Annotated in this window: 22 protein-coding genes, 1 tRNA gene and 1 pseudogene; 13 read left to right on the top strand and 11 right to left on the bottom strand. The window is 70.0% G+C overall.

The window, feature by feature from the left end; translation table 11 throughout:
- Positions 1-20: 20 nt before the first annotated feature.
- The gene (locus tag Q9R47_RS17325; protein WP_311234427.1) at positions 21-890 is read right to left on the bottom strand and encodes a MurR/RpiR family transcriptional regulator; all 870 of its coding nucleotides are present in this window, start codon (positions 888-890) and stop codon (positions 21-23) included.
- A 166-nt stretch (positions 891-1,056) separates the two neighbouring features.
- Here Q9R47_RS17325 and Q9R47_RS17320 point away from each other — a divergent pair, with 166 nt between their 5' ends.
- The 5 genes from Q9R47_RS17320 to Q9R47_RS17300 all read left to right on the top strand — a co-directional run bounded on the left by Q9R47_RS17320 (position 1,057) and on the right by Q9R47_RS17300 (position 5,563).
- Positions 1,057-2,226, top strand: coding sequence for a M20 family metallopeptidase (locus Q9R47_RS17320; protein ID WP_311234426.1), 1,170 nt, complete (start codon positions 1,057-1,059; stop codon positions 2,224-2,226).
- Between the two features lie 61 nt (positions 2,227-2,287).
- Positions 2,288-3,289 (top strand): tripartite tricarboxylate transporter substrate binding protein BugE, encoded by a 1,002-nt coding sequence (locus Q9R47_RS17315; protein ID WP_404977165.1) that lies wholly within the window; start codon positions 2,288-2,290, stop codon positions 3,287-3,289.
- Positions 3,290-3,430: 141 nt separating this feature from the next.
- A complete protein-coding gene (locus tag Q9R47_RS17310) occupies positions 3,431-4,171 on the top strand; it encodes a hypothetical protein (RefSeq protein ID WP_311234424.1) in 741 nt (246 codons plus the stop codon).
- 236 nt (positions 4,172-4,407) lie between these two features.
- Positions 4,408-5,385, top strand: coding sequence for a GMP reductase (locus Q9R47_RS17305; protein WP_311234423.1), 978 nt, complete (start codon positions 4,408-4,410; stop codon positions 5,383-5,385).
- A gap of 102 nt (positions 5,386-5,487) precedes the next feature.
- Positions 5,488-5,563: transfer RNA gene (locus Q9R47_RS17300), tRNA-Lys, on the top strand.
- Between the two features lie 151 nt (positions 5,564-5,714).
- On the opposite strand, the pseudogene Q9R47_RS17295 reads toward Q9R47_RS17300, so the two are convergent.
- A pseudogene (locus Q9R47_RS17295) lies at positions 5,715-6,184 on the bottom strand (DUF1348 family protein).
- A 9-nt stretch (positions 6,185-6,193) separates the two neighbouring features.
- On the opposite strand from Q9R47_RS17295, the gene Q9R47_RS17290 reads away from it, so the two are divergent.
- Complete coding sequence (locus Q9R47_RS17290) at positions 6,194-6,505, top strand: hypothetical protein (RefSeq protein ID WP_311234422.1); 312 nt, start codon at positions 6,194-6,196, stop codon at positions 6,503-6,505.
- 347 nt (positions 6,506-6,852) lie between these two features.
- On the opposite strand, the gene Q9R47_RS17285 is transcribed toward Q9R47_RS17290, so the two are convergent.
- The 3 genes from Q9R47_RS17285 to Q9R47_RS17275 form a co-directional block, all read right to left on the bottom strand.
- Positions 6,853-7,143: a KGG domain-containing protein gene (locus Q9R47_RS17285; protein ID WP_159316963.1), complete on the bottom strand. Its 291-nt coding sequence runs from the start codon at positions 7,141-7,143 to the stop codon at positions 6,853-6,855.
- A 304-nt stretch (positions 7,144-7,447) separates the two neighbouring features.
- The gene (locus tag Q9R47_RS17280) at positions 7,448-8,890 is read right to left on the bottom strand and encodes a sigma-54 dependent transcriptional regulator (RefSeq protein WP_311234421.1); all 1,443 of its coding nucleotides are present in this window, start codon (positions 8,888-8,890) and stop codon (positions 7,448-7,450) included.
- An 88-nt stretch (positions 8,891-8,978) separates the two neighbouring features.
- On the bottom strand, positions 8,979-12,059 hold the full coding sequence (locus Q9R47_RS17275; protein WP_311234420.1) for an ATP-binding protein: 3,081 nt from the start codon (positions 12,057-12,059) through the stop codon (positions 8,979-8,981).
- 254 nt (positions 12,060-12,313) lie between these two features.
- Between Q9R47_RS17275 and rpoN the strand changes: the two genes are divergently transcribed.
- The 4 genes from rpoN to Q9R47_RS17255 all read left to right on the top strand — a co-directional run bounded on the left by rpoN (position 12,314) and on the right by Q9R47_RS17255 (position 16,223).
- On the top strand, positions 12,314-13,717 hold the full coding sequence (gene rpoN, locus Q9R47_RS17270; RefSeq protein ID WP_311234419.1) for an RNA polymerase factor sigma-54: 1,404 nt from the start codon (positions 12,314-12,316) through the stop codon (positions 13,715-13,717).
- 84 nt (positions 13,718-13,801) lie between these two features.
- Positions 13,802-14,176, top strand: a complete 375-nt coding sequence (locus Q9R47_RS17265) for a hypothetical protein (RefSeq protein ID WP_311234418.1) — start codon at positions 13,802-13,804, stop codon at positions 14,174-14,176.
- Positions 14,177-14,280: 104 nt separating this feature from the next.
- Positions 14,281-14,790, top strand: a complete 510-nt coding sequence (locus tag Q9R47_RS17260) for a copper chaperone PCu(A)C (RefSeq protein ID WP_311234417.1) — start codon at positions 14,281-14,283, stop codon at positions 14,788-14,790.
- Positions 14,791-14,990: 200 nt separating this feature from the next.
- Positions 14,991-16,223 carry a multidrug effflux MFS transporter gene (locus tag Q9R47_RS17255; RefSeq protein WP_311234416.1) on the top strand — a complete coding sequence of 411 codons (1,233 nt, stop codon included), beginning with the start codon at positions 14,991-14,993 and terminating at the stop codon, positions 16,221-16,223.
- 36 nt (positions 16,224-16,259) lie between these two features.
- Here Q9R47_RS17255 and Q9R47_RS17250 read toward each other — a convergent pair whose 3' ends face one another.
- The 3 genes from Q9R47_RS17250 to orn form a co-directional block, all read right to left on the bottom strand.
- Positions 16,260-17,729 (bottom strand): sensor domain-containing diguanylate cyclase, encoded by a 1,470-nt coding sequence (locus Q9R47_RS17250; RefSeq protein WP_311234415.1) that lies wholly within the window; start codon positions 17,727-17,729, stop codon positions 16,260-16,262.
- A gap of 313 nt (positions 17,730-18,042) precedes the next feature.
- Positions 18,043-20,007 carry a DEAD/DEAH box helicase gene (locus tag Q9R47_RS17245; protein ID WP_311234414.1) on the bottom strand — a complete coding sequence of 655 codons (1,965 nt, stop codon included), beginning with the start codon at positions 20,005-20,007 and terminating at the stop codon, positions 18,043-18,045.
- Between the two features lie 340 nt (positions 20,008-20,347).
- Entirely contained in the window at positions 20,348-20,929 is a 582-nt protein-coding gene (orn, locus tag Q9R47_RS17240) for an oligoribonuclease (protein WP_311234413.1), read from the bottom strand.
- A 75-nt stretch (positions 20,930-21,004) separates the two neighbouring features.
- Between orn and Q9R47_RS17235 the strand changes: the two genes are divergently transcribed.
- From Q9R47_RS17235 to rsgA, 3 genes are read left to right on the top strand one after another with little or no spacing between them, the layout of a single operon-like run.
- Positions 21,005-22,333 carry a M48 family metallopeptidase gene (locus Q9R47_RS17235; protein WP_311234412.1) on the top strand — a complete coding sequence of 443 codons (1,329 nt, stop codon included), beginning with the start codon at positions 21,005-21,007 and terminating at the stop codon, positions 22,331-22,333.
- Positions 22,330-22,677 (top strand): 4a-hydroxytetrahydrobiopterin dehydratase, encoded by a 348-nt coding sequence (locus Q9R47_RS17230; RefSeq protein ID WP_311234411.1) that lies wholly within the window; start codon positions 22,330-22,332, stop codon positions 22,675-22,677. The genes Q9R47_RS17235 and Q9R47_RS17230 overlap by 4 nt, the downstream gene beginning before the upstream one ends.
- Positions 22,678-22,695: 18 nt before the next feature.
- Positions 22,696-23,673, top strand: a complete 978-nt coding sequence (gene rsgA / locus Q9R47_RS17225) for a ribosome small subunit-dependent GTPase A (RefSeq protein WP_311234410.1) — start codon at positions 22,696-22,698, stop codon at positions 23,671-23,673.
- 34 nt (positions 23,674-23,707) lie between these two features.
- Here the strand turns inward: rsgA and Q9R47_RS17220 are convergent, their stop codons facing one another.
- From Q9R47_RS17220 to rplS, 3 genes are all read right to left on the bottom strand, one after another.
- Positions 23,708-24,694: a CobD/CbiB family protein gene (locus tag Q9R47_RS17220; RefSeq protein ID WP_311234409.1), complete on the bottom strand. Its 987-nt coding sequence runs from the start codon at positions 24,692-24,694 to the stop codon at positions 23,708-23,710.
- A gap of 66 nt (positions 24,695-24,760) precedes the next feature.
- Positions 24,761-25,516 (bottom strand): CoA pyrophosphatase, encoded by a 756-nt coding sequence (locus tag Q9R47_RS17215; protein WP_311234408.1) that lies wholly within the window; start codon positions 25,514-25,516, stop codon positions 24,761-24,763.
- A gap of 112 nt (positions 25,517-25,628) precedes the next feature.
- On the bottom strand, positions 25,629-26,021 hold the full coding sequence (rplS, locus tag Q9R47_RS17210; RefSeq protein WP_311234407.1) for a 50S ribosomal protein L19: 393 nt from the start codon (positions 26,019-26,021) through the stop codon (positions 25,629-25,631).
- Between the last annotated feature and the right edge of the window lie 76 nt (positions 26,022-26,097).

Below are 26,097 nucleotides of genomic sequence, written 5' to 3'. Positions count from 1 at the left end.
CCCAGACCCCGTGGGAAGGTTCAGGTGAGCAGTCCGTCCAGCGCATCGGACTCGAACCGCTGCCACAGCGCATCGCGCCGCTCCAGGGCCTCGCCCACCGCCCCGTGCCGCAGTTGCGCCACCGCCGACACCAGCGCATTGCACAGGAAGAACGCCGCCGTGTACGAATCGAACGGCGATGCGTTGGCGGTGTGCACCACCAGCGTGTGCTGGGCATGCGGCACGATCGGCGCCACCGGGCTGTCGGTGAGCGCCACCACCGTGGCGCCCTGCGCGCGGAAATGCTGCGCCGCGAGCAGCGCGCCCCGCGAATAGCGGCGGATGGAGAACACCAGCAGCACGTCCTGCGGCTGCACCCACAGCATCCGGTCCACCGCGAACGGCGCGCCCGCGCCCAGGTCCTGCACGCCGGGGCGGCACATGTTCAGCTGCGTGGCCAGATGGCTGGCGACCGGGGCGCTGTTCTTTTCGGCCAGCACGTACACGCGGCCCGCGCCCTCGCCCAGCAGCCGGGCGGCCGCCTCGAACGCAGCCATGTCCAGCCCCCGGCGCGTGGCCGCCAGGTTGTGCTGGTCGTGCAGCAGCGCATCGTCCACGCATTCGGAGAGGCTGCGCTGCGCGCCCAGGGTGGCGGGCGCGCGCTGCGCGGCGGTCTGCAGGCGCGAGGTGACTTCCGTGCGCGCCTCGCGCCGCACCTCGGCCAGGCTGTCGTACCCCAGCTTGGAGAACATCCGCACGACGGTCGATGCGCTCGTGCCCGTGCGTGCCGCGATGGCACTGGCGGAATCGAGCAGGCCATCCGGATAGTGGCGCAGCAGGTCATCGGCCAGCGCGCGCTCGCTGGCGGTCAGGGAGGCGGCGCGGGCGGCGAGCCGTTCGGTCAGGAGCATGGTGGAGAGGGGGTGCGGGCCACGCGCGGGCGACGTGCCTTCGCCGCCGATTGTGCACGGCGCGTCACGCCGCACGCACGGCACGATTGCAACGCCTATTGCAAGGCCATATCATTTATGAAATTTTCGTTTCAATCAGTCTTACTTTCTGCAACACTTCCCGACCATGAACACCAGCCCTGCCGCTCCCGCCTCCGCCCAGCCCCTGCTCGACTGGCTCGCCTCGCAGGAGCAGGCGATGGCAGACCTGCTGGCCCAGGTCGTCAACATCGACAGCGGCAGCGGCCACGAGGAAGGCGTGCGCCAGGTCGCCGCCGTGCTGCGCGGCCGCCTGGAAGCCGCCGGCATCGCCGTGCAGACTTTCCCTGAGCCGGGCTGGGGCGAGTGCATCCTGGCCAAGGTGCCGGGCAGCGACGCGGCCGCCGCGGGCCACTACCAGCTCATGGGGCACATGGACACGGTCTTCCCGCGCGGCACGGCGGCGCAGCGTCCCTGGCGCGTGGAGGCCGGCAAGGCCTACGGCCCGGGCGTGGCGGACATGAAGTCGGGCCTGGTGATGAACGTCTTCGTGGCCGAGGCCCTGGCGCGCTTCGGCGGCAACGCCACCCCGGTGCACCTGCTGTTCACCGCCGACGAAGAGGTGGGATCGCCCGCCTGCCGCACCGTCATCCGCGAACACGTGCAGGGCGCGCGCGCCGTGCTCAACGCCGAGCCGGGCCGCATCAGCGGCAACGTCGTGAACGAGCGCAAGGGCTCCTACCGCATCGATTTCGAGGTGTCGGGCGTGGCCGCGCACGCCGGCATCAACCCCGCCCAGGGCGCGAGTGCCATCGACGCGCTGGCCCGCAAGATCCTGGCGCTGCATGCGCTGAACGGCTGCGAGCCCGGCATCACGGTGAACGTGGGCTTCATCCAGGGCGGCATGGCCTCCAACGTGGTCGCCCCGCTGGCCGCGGCGCACGTGGACCTGCGCTACACCGCCGGCAACGATCTGGAGGGCGTGCTCGCGCGCATCCAGGCCATCATCGAGGAAGAATCGCTGCCGCGCACCAGCGGCCGCATCGTCGCCAAGACGGGCACCCTGCCCATGGCCCGCACGCCCGACGCGCTGCTGCAGACCTACCAGCGCTGCGCCGAACAGATCGGGTTCAAGGTCGAGGGCGAGGCCACGGGCGGCGCGGCCGACAGCGGCATCACCTCCAACATGGGCATCCCTTCGCTCTGCGCCCTGGGCCCCGTGGGCGGCTACGCGCACAGCGAGCGCGAGTTCTGCGATCTCACCACCTTCGTGCCGCGCGCCCAGGCGCTCGCGCTCACGCTGCTCGCGCTGGGCTGATCCGGCCGGCGCCCATCCCCCTTTTCTCCTTTTTCCCATCGACCTTCCGCAGATGTCCTCCATGAACCGCACGTCCTTCCCCGCCACCCGCCGCCAGTTGCTTGCCACCGGCCTCGGCCTCGCCGGCGCCGCCGCACTGCCCGCCTTCGCCTCGGGCGACAAATACCCCAGCCGCCCGATCACGCTGGTCGTGCCCTTCCCGCCCGGCGGCTCCGTTGACGTGATGGCCCGCCAGTACACCGAAGCGCTCGGCCGCATCCTGGGCGTGCCGATCGTGGTGGACAACAAGCCCGGCGCGGGCGGCTCCATCGGCACGCAATTCGTGGCGCGCGCCCCGGCCGACGGCTACACGCTCGTGGCCTCGTCGCAGAGCAGCCACCTGGCCAACCCGCTGGTGCAGCCCAAGCTGGGCTACGACCCGATCAAGGACTTCGAGAACATCGCCATCATGGGCCGCCAGCCCAACGTGCTGGTGGTGCATCCGAGCGTGCCCGCCAAGACCTTCGCCGAATTCGTGGCCTATCTCAAAGCCCATCCGGGCCAGGTCAACTTCGCCACGGCCGGTGCCGGCAGCATGGGCCAGATCAACGCCGAGGCGTTCCTGCTCGCCGTGAACGCCAAGGGCGTGCACATCCCCTACCGTGGCGGCTCGCCTTACGTGACCGCCATCCTGGCGGGCGAGGTGCAGTTCGCACTCGACAACCTGGTGGTGTTCCTGCAGCACATCCAGGCCGGCAAGCTGCGCGCCCTGGCCGTGGCGTCGGACACGCGCGTGGCGCAGCTGCCCGACGTGCCCACTTTCAAGGAACTGGGCTTCCCCGACCTGAACCAGCCGTCGTGGACCGGCATCGCCGCGCCGGCCGGCACGCCCGCCGCCATCGTCGCCACGCTGCACAAGGCCATCCGCAAGGCGGCGACCGAACCCGCGATGATCGAGAACCTCAAGACGCGCGGCGTGATCCCGCCCGAAGAGATGTCGCCCGCGGCCTTCGAGAAAATGATGTCCGACCGCCTCGCCTCCTATGGCGAAGTCGTGCGCAAGGCCAACATCAAGCCCGAGTAACGGACGGCCCCCGGCGGCGCGCCGGGGCAGGATGGCATGGGGCCGGCGCACGGCGGCGGAGAGTGTGGGAACATGCGCGGACCACCGCACACCGCCAGCCAGGACCCGCCGATGCGCCCCTTTTTCGCCCGCCGTTCCGCCTTGCTTCTCTCCATCGCGCCGGCCCTGCTCGCCGGGGCCTCGCTGCCCGCGTCGGCCTTCAGCGGCGCCTGCGCGAGCGACGGGCAGCCCCCGCCGCGCGTGCTGGTCGAGCGCTTCCTGAGCGCCGACTGCGAGCGCTGCTGGGGCGAGGCACCTGCCGCGTCCCCCGGCGGTTCAGCCCTTGCGCTGGACTGGATCGTGCCGGGCCGCCTGGGCGACGACGCCCCCCTCTCCGCCGCCGCCACGCGCGACGGACTGGAGCGGCTCGAAACCCTGCGGCGCGGTCCGCCTGCCACCACCGATACCGCCGTCACCGACGTGCTTCCCGCGGACCGCGCAGGCCGCAATGCCGGCCGCCTGCGCGTCGGCATGGGGCCGCCCCTGAACGACTACGTCGGTGCCACCATGGCGTTCATACCACCGCGAGCGAACAACGCGCCGCGAACCGCCCGCCCGGGTACGCCCCTGTCGTTCACCCTCGTGCTGATCGAGACCGTGCCGGCGGGCGCGGAAGGCAATGCCGCCGAACGGCACATCGTGCGCAACGCGCTGCAGGGCACCTGGACGGCGGACGCCGGCGCCCGCAGGGCCGGCTGGTCGGAGCTGCGCCCCATGCGTGTCCCGGACGGCGCCCGTGTGGAACGGCTCGGCGTGGTGGGCTGGGTGCAGGATGCGGGCGGCAACGTGGTCGCTGCGGCCCGGGCGCAGTGCGTTGCCGAGGGTGCCATCCCTGGAAAGTAACCCTTCGCCGCACCACCCCAATCGCGCGCCACGCAGGGCCGCGGGCGGCAGGGGTAGAATCAGTCACCGGGCCCAAGTTTCTTGCCGCCCGGTTTTTTTGCGCCTGCGCACAGCAGGGTCCGGAGCCGGCCTCCCCTCGCGGGGACGGCGTCTCCCGCAGAACCGGCACAGCAGGCCAAGCGCCCACCGCGTCCGGAAATCCTTCCGGCGCGTCCCTCGATGGAGCTTGGAATCTCATGGAAATCTTCGACTACGACAATGTTCTGCTGCTGCCGCGCAAGTGCCGCGTGGAAAGCCGCTCCGAGTGCGACGCCAGCGTCACGCTCGGGCAGCGCACCTTCCGCCTGCCGGTGGTGCCCGCGAACATGAAGACCGTGGTGGACGAGAAGATCTGCCGCTGGCTCGCCAGCAACGGCTACTTCTACGTCATGCACCGCTTCGACCTCGACAACGTGCAGTTCGTGCGCGACATGCATGCGGCCGGCTGCTTCGCCTCGATTTCGCTGGGCGTGAAGCAGCCCGACTACGACACGGTGGACCGGCTGGTGGCAGAAGGCCTCTCGCCCGAATACATCACCATCGACATCGCCCACGGCCATGCGGACACCGTGAAGGCCATGATCGCCTACCTGAAGCAGCACCTGCCGCAGGCCTTCGTGATCGCCGGCAACGTGGCCACGCCCGAAGCCATCATCGACCTGGAGAACTGGGGCGCGGACGCCACCAAGGTGGGCGTGGGCCCGGGCAAGGTGTGCATCACCAAGCTCAAGACCGGGTTCGGCACCGGCGGCTGGCAGCTCTCGGCCCTCAAGTGGTGTGCCCGCGTGGCCACCAAGCCGATCATCGCCGACGGCGGCATCCGCAGCCACGGCGACATCGCCAAGAGCATCCGGTTCGGAGCCACCATGGTCATGATCGGCTCGCTCTTCGCAGGCCACGAGGAATCGCCCGGCAAGACCGTGGAAGTGGACGGCGAGCAGTACAAGGAGTACTACGGCTCCGCCAGCGACTTCAACAAGGGCGAGTACAAGCACGTGGAAGGCAAGCGCATCCTCGAACCGATCAAGGGCCGGCTCGCCGACACGCTGGTGGAGATGGAGCAGGACGTGCAGAGCTCCATCAGCTACTCCGGCGGCACGAAGCTGATGGACGTGCGCAAGGTCAACTACGTGATCCTGGGTGGCGACAACGCGGGCGAACACCTGCTGATGTGAGGCCCCGAAAACTTTTTTGTGCGGCTTCTTGCAGACCGGCAAAAAAGTAGTGCATAATTCGAGGCTCTGCAGCGATGCAGACACAGTTTAAAAGGTTACTGTGGGTTCTTAGCTCAGTTGGTAGAGCAGCGGACTCTTAATCCGTAGGTCGAGTGTTCGAGTCACTCAGGACCCACCACCACACAGCCGCAAGGCTACTAAAGCCGGTGCTATCGAAAGGTAGCCCCGGCTTTTTTCATTCCCGGTTTCCTTTTTCGGTTCGCGGGCGCACGCGCGCCGGGCTCGGATGGCCTGCCGCTTCCATCACAGGCCGCACGCCAGCGTCTCGTTCACAGCCCAAGGTCCGACAGTCCGGGATGGTCACCGGGCCGGCGGCCCAGGGGCCAGTGAAACTTGCGCTCCGACTCCTGGATCGGCATGGCATTGATGCAGGCAAAACGCCGTTGCATGAGTCCGTCGGCAGCGAATTCCCAGTTTTCATTGCCATAGGACCGGAACCAGTGGCCGGAATCATCGTGCCACTCGTAGGCGTACCGGACTGCGATGCGATGGTCTCCGTACAGCCAGAGCGCTTTGATCAGCCGGTAATCGAGCTCCTTCTTCCATTTTCTCTCGAGGAAGGCCTGGGCTTGCGCCCGGCCATCGGCGAACTCGGCCCGGTTGCGCCATTGCGTGTCCAGCGTATATGCCAGTGCAACCCTGGCCGCGTCGCGCGTGTTCCAGCGTCTTCGGCCAGACGGACTACCGTCAGTACGCGAGCAAGGACGACCTGGTCCGGGCGTACCTGGACTACCGCCATGAAAAATGGATGGCTTGGTTCAGAAACAGCTTGAACGAGGCCTCTGATGCCGGCGCGTCAGCATTGGGGGCCCTCGTCACGACCCTTGGAAACTGGTTCAGCCAGCCGGACTTCCGGGGCTGTGCATTCCTCAATGCGGCGGCCGAACTGGGTTCGTCAGACCCTGAGATCCTGGCTACCGTCCGCCGCCACAAGCAGGAGATGGCCTGTGTCCTGGAGAACCTGTTCACTGGCGGCGCGGGAATGCGGGAAGCGTGTTGCCCCTGGTCGTCGATGGCGCCATCGTCCATGCGCAGATGGGTCACAGCGTCGATGCCGTGATGGAAGACCTCAAGGCAGTGCTCCTTTCTCAGAAGGAGGTGATGCGGCAGCACTGATTTCCGGTCATGGAATGGCCCGGCGGCCCGAACCTCTCAGGGGCTCGCAGGCCGACGCGGATCGAATCGCGGGTTTCCGCATGCCGGCACGGGCAGCCCTCCGCCCTCACCGGTTCCGCAGCGGCGCGCGCCCTGGGAAAGGCGTTTTTACTGCAAGAAATCCCCAGCGCCTGCGCTTGAAAAAATCTGCACCCTGGCAAGGTACGCACGAAAAAAAGCCCGCCTTTCGGCGGGCTTTTTCATTCCGTCGGCGGGTGTCGGTGCGGCCGGGACCGGCACCTGCACAGCCGATCAGGACGATGCCGCACCGGCGCTCGTGCCGCCGGCAGCGCCGTTGGCGGCTGCGGACTTGCGGTGGCTCTTGCGGCCGGCCTCGCGGGCTTCTTCCGACGTGAATTGGTGGGCGTTGCCGCTCGCATGGGCTGCGCGCCCGCCCAGGGACGCGATCTCGCGCTGGCGGGCAGGATCCATACCCGCGAACCCGCGCCGGGCCGGGCCCGTGCGGCGGGCACCCTGCTTGAGCGCCTCTTCCGCCTGTGCTTGCTTGCCCGTGTCGCGTTCGTTCGTTGGTTCGTTGGCCATGTGCCGCTCCTCTCAAAGGGGAAATGGATGGGAAGTGGAAGTGAAGTAATTGCAGCCCGGCCGTTCCGCCGGGGCCACACCCACCTCGGGGCAAACGGCGTGCCCGACCGTGCGGCGATTCGTCCGGCGCAAAAAAAAGCCCGCCATGGAGGCGGGCTCAAGGGGGCGCGCCTGGCGGGGCAGCCAGGCGCCAACAACAGGGGCAAACGGTGTGCCCGATCAGAGAGGAAGTTCCCGTTGCAGCCCACGGCACGGGACGCCAGGGCAGGCGCGCCGCGCGGGCACGCCGGGACGCAGCGCAGCGTCAGCGCGCCGACGAATCGGCCGACATGCTCTCGTAGGCCTTCAGCTTGTTGTAGAGCGTCTTCAGGCTCACGCCGAGCGCGGCGGCGGCCCGCTCCTTGTGGTTGTCGAAGTGGCGCAGCGTGCGCAGGATCAGCTGCTGCTCCACGTCCGCGATCGACGTTCCCACCTCCACCTGCAGTTGGCCGGAAGCGGCGCCCGGGCCGCCCTCCTCCTGCGACGCGTGCGCGGCGCCCGGATCGGCGCCTCCCGGCACGGCGGCGGCAGACGGGACGAAGGCATCCTCCGCGCCATTCGTCGGCAGCCACTGCGCGGTGATGATGTCGCCTTCCGCCATCACGTACGCGCGCTGCAGCACGTTGCGCAGCTCGCGCACGTTGCCGGGCCAGCGGTAGCGCTGCAGGCGCTCCAGGGCCATGGCGTCCAGCCGCCTGGCCCGCCCCTCCTTCTGTGCGATGGACGCCAGGAAATGCGCGCTGAGCAGGCCGATGTCCTCGGCGCGCTCGCGCAGCGGGGGCAGTTCGATCGGGAATACGTTCAGGCGGTAGAACAGGTCCTCGCGCAGCGCGCCGCCCGCGACGGCCGCCAGGGGATCGCGGTTGGTCGCCGCGACGATGCGCACGTCGGTCGCGCGCTCCACGGTCGAGCCCACGCGCATGAAGGTGCCGGTCTCCAGCACCCGCAGCAGCTTGACCTGCAGCTCCATCGGCATCTCGGTGACTTCGTCGAGGAACAGCGTGCCGCCGTGCGCGCGCTCGAAGAAGCCCTGGTGCTGGCGTTCCGCCCCCGTGAAGCTCCCCTTCTCGTGGCCGAAGATCTCGCTTTCCATCAGCTGGGGCGAGATCGCGCCGCAGTTGATCGCCAGGAACGGCTGCGAGCGCCGCCGGCTCAGGTCGTGCACCGTGCGGGCCACGAGTTCCTTCCCGGTGCCGCTGTCGCCGGTCACGAACACCGTCACCGAGGTGCCCGCGACGCGCGCGATCTGCTCGTAGACCCGGCGCATGCAGGCCGAGCGCCCGACGAGGTGGCCGAAGCGGCCGGTGTCGTCCACCGTATTGCGCCACGTCTCGATCTCGGCGGCCATCACCGACGGCGGCATGACGCGCGAGAGCACGCCGCGCAGTTGCGGCAGGCTCACCGGCTTCACGAGATAGTCGGCCGCGCCCAGCCGCAGCGCCTGGATCGACGTCTCCAGCGTCGCATGCCCGGTGACCAGCACCACCTGGGTGTTGGAGCGCAGCGACTGCTCGCTCATGAAGGACAGGCCGTTGCCGTCCGGCAGGTGCAGGTCCAGCAGGACCACGTCCGGAGGCTGCAGCACCATCTTGCGGCGCGCCTCTTCCAGCGTGTGCGCCGTGGCGGCGTGGTAGCCCTCGGCACTGCACAGCGCGGCCAGCATGTCCGCCGCATCGGCGTCGTCGTCCACGATCAGAGCCAAACCCATGAAACCTCCAAGATGCACCCTTTCGTAGTGTGACGGTTATGCAGCGCGTGTTGGCGCCGCCGATGTAAGTGCGTGTGACGGCGCGGATTCAGGACGCACGGTCCATTGCGTTTTGTAACTGTTCCATCGTGATCGGCTTGATGAGGTAGTCGTCGAAGCCGGCCTTGCGCGCCTTGGAAATATCCTGCGGCTGTCCGTAGCCCGAGACGGCCACCATGCGCCCCGCGTAGCCCGCGGCCCGGGCGCGCAGGGCGACCTCGTATCCGTCCACTCCGGGCAGTCCGATGTCGACAATCGCCACGTCGGGCCGCTCGGCGATGATGAGTACCAGCCCGTCGAGCCCGTCCTCGACCGCATGCACCGTGTGCCCCTCGCCCTGCAGGTAGGCCGTCACGGAACGCAGCATGTCCGCATTGTCCTCCACCACGACGATGCGGCGCGCAGGACCGCGCGGCCGCGCAGCGCCGGAGCCCGCGGCGGCGGCGGCGGAGGCCGGGGCCACGCGCGGCCAGCGCACGGTGAACGCCGTTCCCTCGTCCGAGGTATCCACCTCGATCGTGCCGCCATGCTGCTTGACCAGGTGCTGCACCAGCGTGAGCCCCACGCCCAGCCCGCCGTCCTGCCGGTCGAGCATGCGCTCGCCCTGCCGGAAAAGGTCGAAGATGTGCGGCAGCAGGGCGGCGTCGATGCCGTCGCCGGTATCGGCCACGCAGAGCACCGCTTTGTCCTCCACGCAGGCCACGCTGACGTCGATGTGCCGGCCTTCCGGTGTGTACTTGATCGCGTTCTGCAGCAGGTTCACGATCACCTGCTCGATGCGCGTGGCATCCGCGTGGATCCAGGCCGGCTGCAGATCGAAAGTCCACGCATGCTGGCGCATCGTGCCGCCCACGGAGAGAGCGTCGCGCACGCTGCGCACGCGCTCGGCCAGATCGGTCGGCCTGCGGGCGAGCACGGCGCTGCCGCGCAGCACGCGGCTGACGTCGAGCAGGTCGCGCATCATGCTGGCGAGGTGCTGCGTCTGCCGCTGGATGATCGCGAGCGCCTGGCCCGCCGTATCCGGGCCACCGGAGCCGGTGGACAGCACGTCCGACGCGGCCGCGATGGCCGCCAGCGGATTGCGCAGTTCGTGGCTCAGCATGGTGAGGAATTCGTCCTTGGCGCGGTTGGCGGCTTCCGCCTGGCGGCGCGCCGCCTGCTCCTGCACCGATTGCAGGGCGCGCCGCTGCTCCGCGTTCTTCTGCTCGGTGACGTCCACGGTGATGCCGACCACCTGCTCGGGGCGCCCATCGGCGCCATAGCGCAGCAGCAGCCGGCTGGAGAGCCAGCGGGGCGCCGCGTCGGGCGCGGCGGCGATCCGGTATTCCAGGTGCGCCCGGGGCCGCCGCGTGCGCAGCGCACGCGCCAGCGCCTGGCGCAGGCGCGGCCGGTCGTCCGCGTGCATGAGCGAGGTCCAGGCCCGCAGGCCGCGCTCGGGCGTGTTTCCCGCGTCCACCACCGGGTCGCGCCCGAACAGTCCGGCCTGCCCCGCGGTCCACACGAGCTCCGACGGCCGGAAGCGGTACTCGAAGAAGCCGACGCATCCCGCCTCGCAGGCCAGGTCGATCAGGCTCTGCTTTTCCTGGCGCTTGCGGTCCGCCGCGAGCCACAGGGCCATCACCTGCAGCAGCTCGGTGATGTCGGTCACGGCGCTCAGGGCGCCGCGCGGCCTGCCGCTTTCGTCCAGCAGCGGCACCGCGCTCGCCACGACCGACACCGGCGCGCGACCGGGCAGGCGGATCTCCAGTTCCATCGGACCGACCGGCTGCGCCAGCCGGCAGGCCCGCTGCAGCGGCTGCTCGTCCGGCGACAGCAGCTTGCCGCCGCGGAACACCTGCGCCGGGATCTCCCGTCCGTCGTCCTGGTCCGCCATGCCCAGCAGCGAACGCATCACCGGGTTGTAGACCACGTGCCCGCAGTCCGCGCCATCGGCGAACGCGAGCCCGATCGGGGTGTTCTCGAACAGCGCCTCGAATTCGGCGGCCTTCGCATGCAGCCGCTGGTGGGCGGTGGCGTCGCGCCGCTGCGCCGTCCAGAGCGCGTCGCGCAGCAGCGCGATCTCGCGCACCGGCACGCGACGCGAGGGCGGCAGCCGCTGCGCACGGGCCAGCATCTGCAGGGGCTGCGCGATCCGCCAGGCCACCAGCAGCGCCAGGGCCACCCCCAGCAGCAGGCACAGGCCCATGGTGGCGAGCGCGGAGAGCATGCTGTTGCGCTCCGCCGCTTCGATGGGAGCGGCGGGCATGCCCGCGCTGATCTGCCAGTCGAACGCGCCCACCGTACGCCAGGTGGCCACGGCAGGCTCCGGCACGCCGTCCGCGCCCAGGCGGGCCTGGGCACGCTCCGCCCCCGTGGCGAAGATCTGCCGGCCGCGCAGCAGATTGCCCACCGAGGCCACCACGTTCTGGCGCGCATCCACGAGCGCGACGAAACCGCCCGGCGGCGGCTGGACCCGCATCAGCAGGCGCTGCCAGACCTCGGCGTCCACCCGGGCTCCGATCACGTAGCCCTCCGCTCCGCCCATGCGGATCGGCACGGCCACCGCCGACGTCGATTCCCCGGCGAACGGCCAGAGCGTGTCCGACACCACCGCCCCGCCGGTCGCCAGGGCCTTGCGCGCCAGCTCCTCGAGCGGCGCGTCCGCGGGCGCGCTTCCCGGGGGCTTCGCCGTGTCGAACAGCAACCGCCCGTCCGGGCCCATGAGAAAAATGCCGCGCCACTGCGGGCGCATGGGCGGGCGCTGGCGCAGCCATCGCTCCAGCACCGGGGCCTGGCCGGACTGCAGCGCGTCGGTCCTCGACAGCGCCGTCAGCGCATCGACCGTGGAACCGATCTCGATGGCCACGGACTGCGCCAGGCCCGCCGCGGAATGGCCCAGCGTCGCCTGCACGCGCTCCCGCGCATCCATCAGCTCGGACACCACCTTGTAGGTGAGCTGCATCGCGATCGGCAGCGTGGCCACGAGGATCATGACCACCAGATAGGCGCGCAGCGAGCCGGAGGGCCAGGCGCGGTCCAGCCACCGGGCGAGGAACGCGCCGCGCGCAGCGGTCCCCGGCGGCTCCGACCGTTCGGTTCCACCCCACTCAGGAGCCATCGGGCCGTCTTCAGCCCCAGCGTGTTCGCGCATGCAATAGTTTCCGCAATTAATACCTTCCAGCCGCCGTTCGGAGGGCGCAAGCGATGCGCGGAACCCGGACCCAGCACCATAGGGCAATCGGCAGGTTCCCCGAAATGGCATCTGTTACGGCACGTCGCCCCGAGTTGGCGGAGATTGTTGCAAAAGTATCCATCCGTTCGGTGTCGGACAAACACGGCACGGTGTTTGCAAATCCCTCTACAGGCGCCACGACTCGGCTGGCGCGCGCAGGAGCCCTTTCCCCCATGCCCTCTCTCAGACTCGGAGCCCGACAGACCCAGACGCCCCACCTCTCCCCACGTCTGCAGAAAGCGGTGCAGTTGCTGCAGATGCCCACGGCCGAGTTCATCCAGAGCGTGATGGGCGCCATGAACGAAAACCCGTTCCTCGAAGAGGACGAAGCCCCCGCACCGCCGGCCCAGCTCGCCGCCGAGTGGCCGGGCCTGTCCGCCGCCCCATCGGCACGGGCGTCCCACGATGCCGGCGGCGACGGCCTGTCGGTGCTGGACCGCGAACCCGCCACCCCCACGCTGCACGAACACCTGCACGCGCAATTGCGGCTGCTGCGGCTGCCCGACCGGCAGTTCCTGCTCTCCAGCCTGATCGTCGAGGAGCTCACCGACGACGGCTACCTGAACACGCCGCTCGCATCGATCTGCGCGGACTATGGCGTGGAGCCGGCCGATGGCGACGAGCTGCACGCCGCGCTGCGCACCGTGCAGTCGCTGGAGCCGGCCGGCGTGGGCGCGCGGGACCTGCAGGAATGCCTGCGCCTGCAGCTGCCCGCGGTGTCCTGCCCGCTGCAGCGGGCGCTGTGCGATGCCGTGCTGCAGAAGGCCGCCGAAGGCTCCGGCCCGCAGGCCATGCGGCAACTGGCCGCGCGGCTCGACGTACCGGCCCATGCCGTGCGCGATGCGCTGGAGCGCCTGCGGCACCTCGACCCCCATCCGGGCTGGCGCTACGGCGCGCAGCCGGTGCCCTACATCGTGCCCGACGTCATCGCGCACAAGGCGCGAGGTCAGTGGACGGTATCCCTGAACGAGGCGGTGGTGCCGCGCGTGCGCGTGAACCGGCAGTACCAGCAGCTGCTGCAGCCGCGGCAGGACGCGGCCGGCTCCGCGGACGAAGCGCCGGCCGACGACGGCGCCCGGGCCGCGTCGCGCGATCTCACGGCGCAGCTGGCCGAAGCCCGGTGGACGGTGCGCAATGTGCAGCAGCGCTTTTCCACCGTGCTGGACGTGGCCAAGGCCATCCTGAAACGCCAGCCGCATTTCCTCGAATACGGCCCCATCGGCATGCGCCCGCTCTCGCTCAAGGAGATCGCCGAAGACGTGGGCGCGCATGTCTCCACCATCTCGCGCGTGACGAACAACAAGTACATGCAGACGCCGTTCGGCCTGTTCGAACTCAAGTACTTCTTCTCGCGCGCCATGGCCACGCCGGCCGGCCGGGACAGCTCGCCCACCGCCATCCGCGGGCTGGTGCAGGAGATCCTCGCGGCCGACGACGGAACGCGCCCGCTGTCCGACGTCGACATTGCGCGGCAACTGGAGCGCCAGGGCATCCGCATCGCACGCCGCACGGTGACGAAATACCGGCAGCAGCTGCGCATACCGCCGGCGGAACAGCGCGCCGCCGCGCGCCTCTGACGCTCCGCCGAGGCGGAGCGCCCAGGCACGGCGGAGGGTGCGCCGCGCGCGGGCACGGGTGCGGACGATAATCGCATCCGCACCATGCCCTTCCTCTGCAGCGCCCTCGCCCGCCGCTTCGCACTCGCCTGCTTCGTGTGGGCCGTCGGCGTGGCCGGGCTGGCGCCCTGGGTCGCTGCCGGCGGCGTGCTGCCGGACACCATCTGCTCGGCGGACGGCGTTGCGCGGTGGGCGCCTGCTGCGGGCGCGGCCGGCGACGTGCCCGCCCTGCCGCACGCGCATGCGCTCGATTGCCCCGCCTGCCTGCCAGGCAGCCTGCCCCCGCCCGGCACGCCGGACCTGCACCGCCGGCTCCCCTGCGCCGCGCGGCACGAGCGGCCCGCCGGCGCGCAGAACCTGCGCCCGCAGATGCCCGCCACCGCGCACCGGCCCGCGCGGGGCCCGCCGGCACGCGCCTGACCTTTTCCCCCCTTTTTTTCCCGATTTCGGCCGTTTCCGACCGGGTTCACGGCACGTCCCGCCGACGCCCCGTCCACGCGGCCACCCCTTCACGGAGCTTTTCCATGCACGCCACGCAACGCATCGCCACGTCGTCCCTCCTCGCCTTCTCGGCACTGTTCTCCTGGGCCGCGCACGGCCAGACCGTCAGCATCCAGGATGCCTGGGTGCGCGCCACCGTCCCGCAGCAGAAGGCCACGGGCGCATTCATGAAAATCACCGCTCCGCAGCCGATGAAGCTCGTGGGCGTCCGCACCCCCGCGGCACCGATCGCGGAAATCCACGAGATGAAGCTCGAGGACAACGTCATGCGGATGCGGCCGGCGGGCGCGCTCGAACTGCCGGCCGGCAAGGCGGTGGAGCTGAAGCCGGGCGGCTACCACGTCATGCTCATGGACCTGCCCAAGGAGGTGAAGGCCGGCGAGACGGTGCCGCTGCAACTGGTGCTGGAAACGGCCGACGGCAAGCGCCAGACGGTGGATGTCCAGGCTCCCGTGCGGGCCGTCAACGCCTCGGCGGGCGCCGCCCCGGCTCACGACGCGGCGCACGCCGGCCACGGCGCCCACAAGCGATGATGAGCGGGAAGCGCGCGGGTGGCGTAGGCCCGCGCGCATGCGCAAACTTCCTTCGCCCTTTCTGACGGCGAGGCGGCGCCCCAGCCGGCATCCTGCAGCAGGCAGCCGACCGCCGCCTCCCCCATAATCGTTCCCTCACCGCCCGCGTCCCGCACGCCTCCCCGCGGGCCTGCCCGGCCGGCCCGCCCCCTTCCCCTGCCATGAATCCAGACGCCCACCAACTCTGGCGCGCGCCGCGCTGGGCCCTCGCCGTGCTGCTGGCCGTGCTGGGCATGATCGGCCCGTTTTCGATCGACACCTACATCCCGGCGTTCTCGGGCATCGCGGCCGCGCTCGGCGCGACGCCCGTGGAGATGCAGCAGACGCTGTCGGCCTACCTGTTCGGCTTCGCCTTCATGACGCTGTTCCACGGTGCGCTCTCCGACAGCTTCGGCCGCCGGCCCGTGGTGCTCTGGGGCATCGCCGTGTTCACGCTCGCCTCGGCGGGCTGCGCGCTGTCGCAGAGCATCGGCCAGCTGGTGCTGTTCCGCGCCCTGCAGGGCCTGTCCGCGGGCGCGGGCATCGTGGTGTCGCGCGCGGTCATCCGCGACATGTTCCCGCCCGCGCAGGCCCAGAAGGTGATGAGCCAGGTCACCATCTACTTCGGCGTGGCGCCGGCCATCGCGCCCATCATCGGCGGCTGGCTGTTCGTGCACACCGGCTGGCACAGCGTGTTCTGGTTCCTCACCGGCGTCGGGCTGACGCTCTGGATCGCCAACTACCGCCTGCTGCCTGAGACGCTCCATGCGGACCACCGCCAGCCCATCAACGCGCGCCACCTGCTGCAGGGCTACTGGCAGCTCGGCTCCAGCCCGCGCTTCCTGCTGCTTGCGCTGGCCAGCGGCGTGCCCTTCAACGGGATGTTCCTCTACGTGCTCGCGGCGCCGGCCTTCCTCGGCGAGCACCTGCACCTGGCGCCGACGCAGTTCTTCTGGTTCTTCATCCTCACCATCTCCGGCATCATGGGCGGCGCCTGGCTCAGCGGCCGGCTGGCCGGCCGCATCGCGCCCAAGCGGCAGATCCGCCACGGCTTCCTGATCATGTTCACGATGTCGCTGCTGAACCTGGCAGCCAACGCGCTGTTTCCGGCCCACGTGTCGTGGGCACTCGTGCCGATCGCGGTGTTCGCTTTCGGATGGGCGCTGATGGTGCCCGTGGTGACCCTGCTGGTGCTGGACCTCTACCCCGAACGGCGCGGCATGGCCTCGTCGCTGCAGGCCTTCGTCGGCTCCACCGCCAACGGCCTGGTGGCCGGCGTGGTGGCGCCGCTGGTGATGCACTCCACGCTGCTGCTGGCCTGTGCCTCTCTGGGAATGATGTGCGTGGGCCTGGCGGCCTGGGTCGTGCTGCACCACCGCTGGCCCGACATCGGCCGCACCGCGGCGGCCGCCTGACTCCGGCGGGCCGCGCCTGCCGGGCCCGGAGGCCGCTCAGTTGCGGCGCCGCTCCATGCCCGCCTGCTGGTAGTAGCGCAGCTTTTCCGCATACATGGCCTGGTCGGCCCGGTGCACGGCCGCCTCGAGCTGGTCGCCCGATGCGGCGATCGCCATACCGATGGCCAGGCTGAGCGGCCGGCCCGGGTAGAACTGGTTGTTCAGCTCCAGCAGCGAGCCGATGCGGTCGATCAGGGCCTGGGTGGCGCGCTCATCGGTGGCCGGCAGCAGCAGCGCGAATTCGTCGCCGCCGATGCGGGCCGCGCAGTCGGGAGAATCCACCGCCTTGGTCAGCACCTCGCCCACGCGCCGCAGCATGGCATCGCCGGCCGCGTGGCCTGCATCGTCGTTGATGCCCTTGAGGCCGTTCATGTCGATCACCACCACCCCGACCGGCCAGGGCCCCTTGCGGGTCAGGCGGTTGAGCTCTTCCACGTAGAACGCCCGGTTGCGCAACTGCGTGAGCACGTCGTGCTTGCCGAGGTATTCCAGATAGGCTTCCGCCTTCTTGCGGGCGGTGATGTCCACCAGCGAGAGCAGCACCATGGACCAGTCATGCCGGTGCTCCTCCAGGATGGCGAACTGCATGTGGATATAGACCGCCTCGCCCGACAGGCTGTAGTTGACCACCTCGCGCTGCTGGAAGAGCCGCCCCTCCCACAGATCGAGCAACTGCTCCGCGAAGGATTCCTGCATCTCGCCGCGGAACACCTTGCCGATCTGCTTGAAGAGCATCTCCTTGCTGTCCGCGCCGAACATCTCCAGCGTCTGCTGGTTCACGTCGATCACGCGGATCTCCTGCATGCAGCGGGTGACGAACTCCGGATGCACCTTCAGGAAGGTCTTGAAGTCGCGGATGCCCTGCGCCCGCACGTCGTCGAGCAGGCGCTTGACGGAGCTGAAGTCCTCCACCCAGAGCGACACCGGCGAATTCTCGAACAGCCCGCGCGCGTACTGCTCGCTGCGCAGCAGCGCCGCGCCCGCGCCGATCTGCTCGGTGTTGTCCTCCAGCGAGATCAGCACCCGGTCCCAGCGGTCTTCATGCCCCGGCAGGATGCGCCCCCGGATGTGCACGTCGAGCCTGCGCCCGTCGAGCGCGTAGTTGACGGTCTGGTTCGAAAACTCCAGCGACCCCGACCACAGCTGCCGCAGTTCGGAGATCGCCTGCTCGAACATGTCGCCCCGGAACACCTGGTCGAGCGAGGCCAGCAGCGTCTCCTGGTCGGGCGCCGCGAACAGCTCCAGGGTGCGGCGGTTCACGCGCAGCACCTTCAGGCAGGCACCGTAGCGCTGCATCCGCGCGGGGTCCTCCCGCGCATAGGCTTCCGCATCGACCACGCCGTCGCGGCGCCAGCCGTCGAGCAGGGTCTTCAGTTCACTGAAATCCTCCAGCCAGAGCGACACCGGCGCCAGGTCGAACATGTGTTCGAAATCGCTGTCCGTCGAAGGGGAAAGAGAAGGGATCATCCGGAAACACTCCGTGCGTGCATGCAGGGCGGCCGGAGGGAGCACGCCCGGCCTGCGCGAGGTTTTTTTGTGCGAGATACGCCCGCGCGTGGCACGGCGGCGCCAGGGGGAAAGGGCGCGACGGTCCACCGCGAACACCCGGCACGCAGCACGGCGACGAGGCCGCGCGCCATACCGTGGCTCGACCACGGGATTATGGTTCGGCCCGCGGCGCGGAGGCTCCACGCTGCGGCAAGGGACGAAAAAAAGCCAGCCCGAAGGCTGGCTGGGTGCGGCGGCGCCAGGGGTGCCCGCCGGCCGGAACGCCCCCCGCTCAGCGGGCCGGACGCGCCGGGCGCTTGCGCGCGTCGTGCGGAGCGAAGGACGGCTTGCCGGCGCCCGCGCCCGGCTTCGAGAAGGCCGGCTTGCGCGGTGCGAAATCGCCGCCGCGGCCACCGCCGAAATCACCACCGCGGCCGCCGCCGAAACCACCGCGTGCGGGCTCGCCGAAGCCCTGCTTGCGGCCGTAGCCGTCGCCGTCGCGGCGCGCGCCGAAGCCGCGCTGATCGTCGCCGCGGGGCGCAAAGCCACGCTGGTCGTCACCACGCGGCGCGAAGCCACGCTGGTCGTCACGGGGGGCGAAGCCGCGCTGGTCATCGCCGCGCGGTGCGAAGCCACGCGACTCGTCGCGCGGACCGCGCGCATGGCGGTCGCCGAAGCCGCCGCGGTCACGGTCGCCGAAGCCACCCCGGCCGCCATTGCCACCGCCCGGACGGCGGTCACGGAAACCACCGCCGCCTTCGCGGCCACGGCCGCCGAATTCCGGACGGGCCTGCGGCGCGCGCTGCTGCGGCTCCAGACCGGCGATCACATCGGTCTTGAACTGCTGGCGGCTGTAGCCTTCGATGTCGAAGATCTTGCGGCGGTCACGGAACTCGGCGAACGTGACGGCCAGGCCGTCGCGGCCGGCACGGCCCGTGCGGCCGATGCGGTGGGTGTAATCCTCGGCCTTCATCGGCAGGCCGAAGTTGAACACGTGGGTGATCGTGGGCACGTCGATGCCGCGGGCCGCCACGTCGGTGGCGACCAGGATCTGCACCTGGCCGTTGCGCAGCGCCATCAGGCGGCGGTTGCGCAGGCCCTGGCTCAGCGCGCCGTGCAGCGCCACGGCCGAGAAGCCGTCCTGCTGCAGGTCGTTGGCGAGGCCGTCGCATTCCACCTGGGTGCTGGCGAACACGATGGCCTGGTTGATGGTGGTGTCGCGCAGCCAGTGGTCCAGCAGCTTGCGCTTGTGCTGGGCGTTGTCGGCCCAGAACAGCGTCTGCTTGATGTTGGCGTGCTTTTCCTGCGGGGAATCGATCTGCACCTTCTTCACCGAGGCGCCGCCGTCGTGCATGACGCGCATCGCGAGCTGCTGGATGCGGGGCGCGAAGGTCGCGCTGAACATCATGGTCTGCTTGCGCTGGCTGGTCAGCTCGTTGATCTCGGCGAGGTCGTCGGAGAAGCCGAGGTCGAGCATGCGGTCGGCCTCGTCCACCACCAGGAACTGCACCTGGTCGAGCTTGATCTGCATCGAGCGCTGCAGGTCCAGCAGGCGGCCGGGCGTCGCCACCACGAGGTCGGCGTTCTGCAGCTTGGCGATCTGCAGCTGGTAGGGAATGCCGCCCACCACGTTCGCGACGCGCAGGCCGCGGCAGTGGCGCACGAGCTCGATCGCGTCATGGGCCACCTGCTGGGCCAGTTCGCGGGTCGGGCACAGGATCAGGGCGCCGGGGGTGGCGGCCTTGAAGTGGCGCGGGTTGGTCGGGTCCTTGCGCTTGGCGCGCTTCGGAGCGGTCTCGCCGCGGGCGGCGGCTTCGGCCGCAGCGGCTTCGTATTCCGCACGGGCAGCCGCCGCCGCCGCGGCCTGCTGGCCGATCAGCGTGTGCAGCACGGGCAGCAGGAACGCCGCCGTCTTGCCGCTGCCGGTCTGGCTGGAAACCATCAGGTCGATGAACTTGCCTTCACCGGCGCCGGCACCCATCGCCAGGGGAATGGCGCGCTCCTGCACGCCGGTCGGCTGGGTGTAGCCCAGGTCGGCCACGGCCTGCACGAGTTCGGGCGCCAGGCCCAGTTCGACGAAGCCGTTGGGCACGGCGACGGTATCGGCGGCCACGGCCTCGGACGCCGCATCAGCGGCTTCGGGAGCAGCGGCGTGGTCCACGGCCAGGGCCGCGGGTGCGCTGGTGGCTTCGGTTTCGGCCACGAAAGAGGAATCTACAGGCGCGAAAGCGCCCTGCACTTGCAAAGTGTCGGTCATGTCTATGTTTCTCACACGAAGACGAACGCAGGCAAAGAGGCCTGCGCGGGCTCCGTCAATGGTTAAAAAACATCAACCATTCAACAGAACCGGCGCCCGGGGGTCGGGGCAGGTGAGCATTGGTGCGGAAGGTCGTGCAGCGGATCCTGGAAGATCCGCCGCCGTCCGCGGCCCGGTGTGAAGGGGAGATGCGCAAATCGCGCGGTTCGGAGGTGTGCATCCGTTTTTCCGCGCAAGTCGGCGATTGTCGCACGATTCGGGTTTTCCCGCAAACGGCCCATGCCCCAGCGGCCGATAGGGGTACAGCGGCCACGTGCGGCCGCGGCCCCCGGCGGCGCAGTCAGGGCACCAGCAGGTGCCTGCGGTAGTGCGCCAGTTCCTCGATGGATTCGTGCACGTCGGCGAGCGCCGTGTGCTTCTGCGCCTTCTTGAAGCTGGAGTACACCTCGGGCTTCCAGCGCCGCGAGAGCTCCTTGAGCGTGCTCACGTCCACGTTGCGGTAGTGGAAGAATGCTTCGAGCTTCGGCATGTAGCGAACGAGGAAGCGCCGGTCCTGGCCGATGCTGTTGCCGCACATCGGCGCCACGCCCTTGCGCACATAGGCCGAGAGAAACTGCAGGATTGCCTGCTCGGCGTCGGCCTCCGTCACGTTGGAGGCGCGCACGCGCTCGATCAGCCCGCTGCGGCCGTGCGTGCCCTTGTTCCAGGCGTCCATGCCGTTCAGCAGGGCGTCGGACTGGTGGATCGCGAACACCGGCCCTTCGACCCGCGGCTCCAGCTCCGGCCCCGTCACGACGACGGCGATCTCGAGCAGCCGGTCGGTCTCGGGGTTCAGGCCGGTCATCTCGCAGTCGAGCCAGACGAAATTCAGGTCGGATTTGGGTAGCGCCGGAGCGGGCGGAACGGATGCGGTATCGGACATGGCCCGGATTGTCTCCCAAGGCGCAGCGTCCCCGCCGCCGCAGTGCCTGTCCGCAAAGCCCTAAACTTGCGCTACATGCCTCCCGCACCCGACGCTTACTCCTACTTCACCACGCCCGCCGGCCTGCTGACCGCGGCCTTCGCCCTGCTGCTCGCCGCCGGCCTGCTGGCGCGCTTCTGGCTGGCTTCCCGGCAGATCCGGCACGTGGCGCTGCACCGCGGCGCCGTCCCCGGTCCGTTCGCCGGGCGCATCCCCCTCGCCGCCCACCAGAAGGCCGCCGACTACACCATCGCCAAGGGGCGCCTGGGCCTGCTGGAAGCCGCCCTGGGCGCCGCCGTGCTGCTGGGCTGGACGCTGCTGGGCGGCCTGAACGCGCTCAACCAGGTGCTGCTGTCGGCGCTGGGCGGGGGCATGGCGCAGCAGATCGCGCTGCTGGCCGCTTTCGCGCTGGTGAGCGGCCTCATCGACCTGCCGCTCGCGGCCTACCAGACCTTCGTGCTCGAAGAGCGCTTCGGCTTCAACAAGACCACGCCGCGCCTCTGGCTGAAGGACCTGGCGCAGTCCACGCTGATGGGCGCCGTGATCGGGCTGCCGCTCGCCGCGCTGATCCTCTGGCTCATGGGGGCCGCGGGTGCGCTGTGGTGGCTCTGGGCCTGGGGCGCCTGGGTGGCGTTCAGCCTGGCGCTGATGGTGGTCTATCCGCTCTTCATCGCGCCGCTCTTCAACCGCTTCCAGCCGCTGGAGGACGAATCCCTCAAGGCGCGCGTGACGGCGCTCATGCAGCGCTGCGGGTTCGCGGCCAAGGGCCTGTTCGTGATGGACGGCAGCCGGCGCAGCGCCCATGCGAATGCGTACTTCACGGGCTTCGGGGCCGCCAAGCGCGTGGTGTTCTACGACACCCTGCTGCGCCAGCTGCGGCCGGGCGAGGTCGAGGCCGTGCTCGCGCACGAGCTCGGCCACTTCAAGCACCGCCACATCACCAAACGCATGGTGGGCATTTTCGCGATGGCGCTGCTCGGTTTCGCGCTGCTGGGCTGGCTCTCGGGCCAGACCTGGTTCTACCAGGGCCTGGGCGTGCAGCCTGCCGTCCTGCTTCCCGGCCAGGCCGAGGGCTCGGCACCCAACGACGCGCTGGCGCTGCTGCTGTTCCTGCTGGCCACGCCGTTGCTGACCTTCTTCGTCTCCCCCGTCTTCGCCCAGCTGTCGCGCCGCGACGAGTTCGAGGCCGATGCCTATGCCATGGCGCAGGCGGACGGCAGCGCCCTCGCCTCCGCGCTGCTCAAGCTCTACGAGGACAACGCCTCCACGCTCACGCCCGACCCGGTGTATGCGCGGTTCTACTATTCGCATCCACCGGCCAGCGAACGGCTGGCACGCATGCCCCTTCCCCAGCCATCGACATGACCACCTCCATGCTCCCCAAAAAAGACTGGTCCGCGCAGGCCCGCCGCGCCCTCAGCCCCACCGAGATCGTCACGCGCCTGGCGGACCTGCAGGGCTGGGCCCTGAGCGGCGACGGCTCCGCGGTCGCGATCGAGAAGACCTACCGCTTCGCGAACTACTACGAGACCATCTCCTTCGTGAACGCCGTCGCCTTCATCGCCAACGCGCAGGACCACCATCCGGACCTGTCGGTGCACTACGACCGCTGCGTGGTGCGCCTGAACACCCACGACGTGAAAGGCATCTCCACCACCGACCTCGAATGCGCCGCGCGCTTCGACGCGCTGCTGGCGGCCTCCGAATGACGCACCGATCGGCGACCCATGGCTGAGCGCTCGGTCCCCCTCGAAGGTCTGGTGGTGGCCAGCCACGGCCGGCACTGCCTCGTCGAAAGCCCCGACGGCTCGCGGCGCATCTGCCATCCGCGCGGCAAGAAGAGCCAGGCGGTCGTCGGCGACCGCGTGCTCTGGCAGGCCCCGCCGCCCGGCCAGGGCGACGAAGGCACGATCGAACGCGTGAAGGAGCGTCGCAACCTGTTCTACCGGCAGGACGAGATCCGCACCAAGTCGTTCGCCGCCAACCTCGACCAGGTCCTGATCCTCATCGCCGCGGAGCCGGTGTTCTCCGAAAGCCAGCTCGCGCGGGCGCTGATCGCCGCCGAGGCCGAGCGCATCGCACCGGTCATCGCCCTCAACAAGAGCGACCTGGTGGAGCCCTTCGAGCGCGCGTGGGAGCGGCTCTGGCCCTACCGGCACATGTGCGGCGACGGCGCGGGCCAGCACCATTACCAGGTGCTGCCGCTGTCGCTCACCCACTCGGCCGAGGTCGACCGGGCCGCCCTGCAGGAGCAGCTGCGGGGCAAGACGACGCTGGTGCTCGGGCCCTCCGGGTCGGGCAAGAGCACGCTCATCAACCTGCTGGTGCCGCATGCGTCGGCCGTCACGGGGGAGATCTCCCAGGCGCTGAATTCCGGCCGGCACACCACGACCACGACCACCTGGTACTGGGTGGACCCGGAGGAGCGCACCACCGCGCTCATCGACTCGCCGGGCTTCCAGGAGTTCGGGCTGCACCACATCGGCGCGGCGGACCTGCCCCGGCTCATGCCGGACATCGGCCAGCACGCGGCAGAGTGCCGTTTCTACAACTGCACCCACCTGCACGAGCCCGGATGCGCGGTGATGGACCAGGTGGACGAACCCGACGCCACGCCGGTGCCGGGCTCCGGGCGCATCGGCGCGAACCGCTACCAGATCTACCGGCAGCTGCACGAAGAGCTGAGCGCCCACCGCCACTGGTAGGCGCCCGCTCCCCGGCCGCCCAGGCCGCCCCCTGCTAGCCCAGCAGCCGCGCGAGCGTCAGCAGGGCGAGCAGCAGCATCCACACGACGACCGAGCGCCAGACCAGCCCCACGACGCTGCGCAGGTGCCCCACTTCCGGCTCGCGGCCCGGCGTGCTGTCGCCATCCACCGCTTCGACGTCGGGCGGCACCGTGGCCAGCGGGTCCGGGCGCGCCTGCAGCACCTCCCCGCCCAGGCGCACGTTGATCGCGCCCGCCGTGGCCGCGAGGATCACGCCGTCGTTGTCGTTGGGAAAGTGCTGCGCATGGAAGCGCCAGCCGTCGATCGCCTCCTCGAAGCTGCCGACCACCGCGAAGCTGAGTGCCGTGAGCCGCGCGGGCAGCCAGTCGACCACCGTCCACGCCTGGGCGGACGCACGCTGCAACGGCTCGCTGCCCGGGTGCACGAGGCTCGCGCCGCGGCCGCCGGCCTTCCAGTAGCGCGACACGAATTCGGAGAGCCGGTAGAACACCGCGCCCGCGGGCCCCAGCCCCAGCGCCGCCAGCACGGAGAACCACGCGAGCACGCCGAACACGTGCCGGTGCGCGGCGATCACCGAATATTCGATCACGTGCCGCACGATCTCGCTGCGCGGCAGCAGGCCCACGTCCACCTGCTGCCAGGCGGCCAGCCGGGCGCGCGCGGCGTCTTCGTCGCGCTCCTCGAGCGCATCGCGGATGTTGGTGAAATGGTGGCTGAACTGCCGGAAGCCCAGGGTGACGTAGAGCACGGCCACGCTCCACACCACCGCCGCGGGCCAGCCGATGGCCACCATCAGCAGCCAGTGCACGCCCAGCACCACCAGCGAGGGCACGCAGACGGCGAGGGCCCAGGCCACCCAGCCATGGTGCGGCTTGCCCGCGTCGAAATTGCGGCTCACGGACAGCGCCCACGCGCGCACGCCGGCATGGATCGGGTTGCTGCGGGCCAGGGGACGCGCCTGCTCGATCAGCAACGCCATCAGGATGGCAAAGAAGCTCATGCGGGCATCATACTGGCCCGTACTTGTGGATACATGGCTGCCGCGCTGCGGCGGGCGCCGCGCGCGTCAGACCAAAAGGAACCGATAGAGATTGCGCAGCATGCCCGCCGTCGCACCCCAGATGAAGCGTACCGCCCCCGTGGCCGGGTCGGTGTAGGGCATCGAGAACCACTCCCGCCGCACGCCGCCCACGTCGAGCGCATGGCGGCGGTGGTTCGCGGGGTTCAGCAGGAAGGCGAGCGGCACCTCGAAGATATCGGCCACCTCGTAGGGGTTGGGCCGCAGGTCGCCTTCCGGGGAAACCAGCGCGACCACGGGCGTGACCAGGAAGGCCGTGCCGGTGGCATACACCGGCAGCGTGCCCAGCACCTCGGCCCGGCTGCGCTCCAGGCCCACCTCTTCGTGCGCCTCGCGCAGCGCGGCCGCCGCGGCATCGGCATCGCCCGGATCCACCTTGCCACCGGGAAAGGCGACCTGCCCAGAATGGTTCGAGAGGTGCGCCGTGCGCTCCGTCAGCAGCACGGTGGGCTCCTCGCGCTGCACGATCGCCACCAGCACGGCGGCGTCGCGCGGCGCGCGGGTGGTCATGGCGCGCTCGCGCAGCACGTCGGGCGTCCAGGCCGGCGGCGCGGCGAAGCGCCGGCGCAGGGCCTCGGGCGCCCAGGCCGAGGCCGGCACGACAGGCAGGTGCGCGTCCACGCCCAGCACCGGCACGCTGCGCGGATCGAAGCCCGGCAGGGCCGTCAGCGGACCGACCGGCCCGGCAGGGGCCGCGCCGCCCGGGGGCGCATCGACGAAGGCATGGGAAGGTGTGGAAGGCATGCGCAGGATTGTGCGGGAAGCGTGCGGCCCGCGCCGGCACAGCGCGCCGGCCATGAAAAAAGCCGCTACAGGACCCTGTAGCGGCTTCAGGTGCCGGTAGCGGCTGGGCCGATCAGGCGGCGGCAGCGGGAGCGGCGGCCTTGTTGACGCGCGAAGGCAGCTTTTCCTTGATGCGGGCCGACTTGCCGGAACGGTCGCGCAGGTAGTACAGCTTGGCACGGCGGACGTCGCCGCGGCGCTTCACTTCGATGCTGGCGATCAGCGGGCTGTAGGTCTGGAACGTACGTTCCACGCCTTCGCCGCTGGAGATCTTGCGCACGGTGAAGCCGCTGTTGAGGCCCCGGTTGCGCTTGGCGATCACCACGCCTTCGTAGGCCTGCACGCGCTTGCGGCTGCCTTCCACCACGTTCACGCTCACGATGACGGTGTCACCGGGGGCGAATTCGGGGATGGTCTTGTTCAGGCGGGCGATTTCTTCCTGCTCGAGGGTCTGGATCAGATTCATGGATGTCGTCCTTGCGATCATGGCCGCGCCAGGATTGGCTGGGCGTCGGGATTGACGGGAATGTGCCTGAGAGCGC

The organism is Acidovorax sp. PRC11, from assembly GCF_031844105.1.
Lineage (GTDB): Bacteria > Pseudomonadota > Gammaproteobacteria > Burkholderiales > Burkholderiaceae_C > Paracidovorax.
This window is presented reverse-complemented; position numbering and strand designations above follow the sequence as displayed.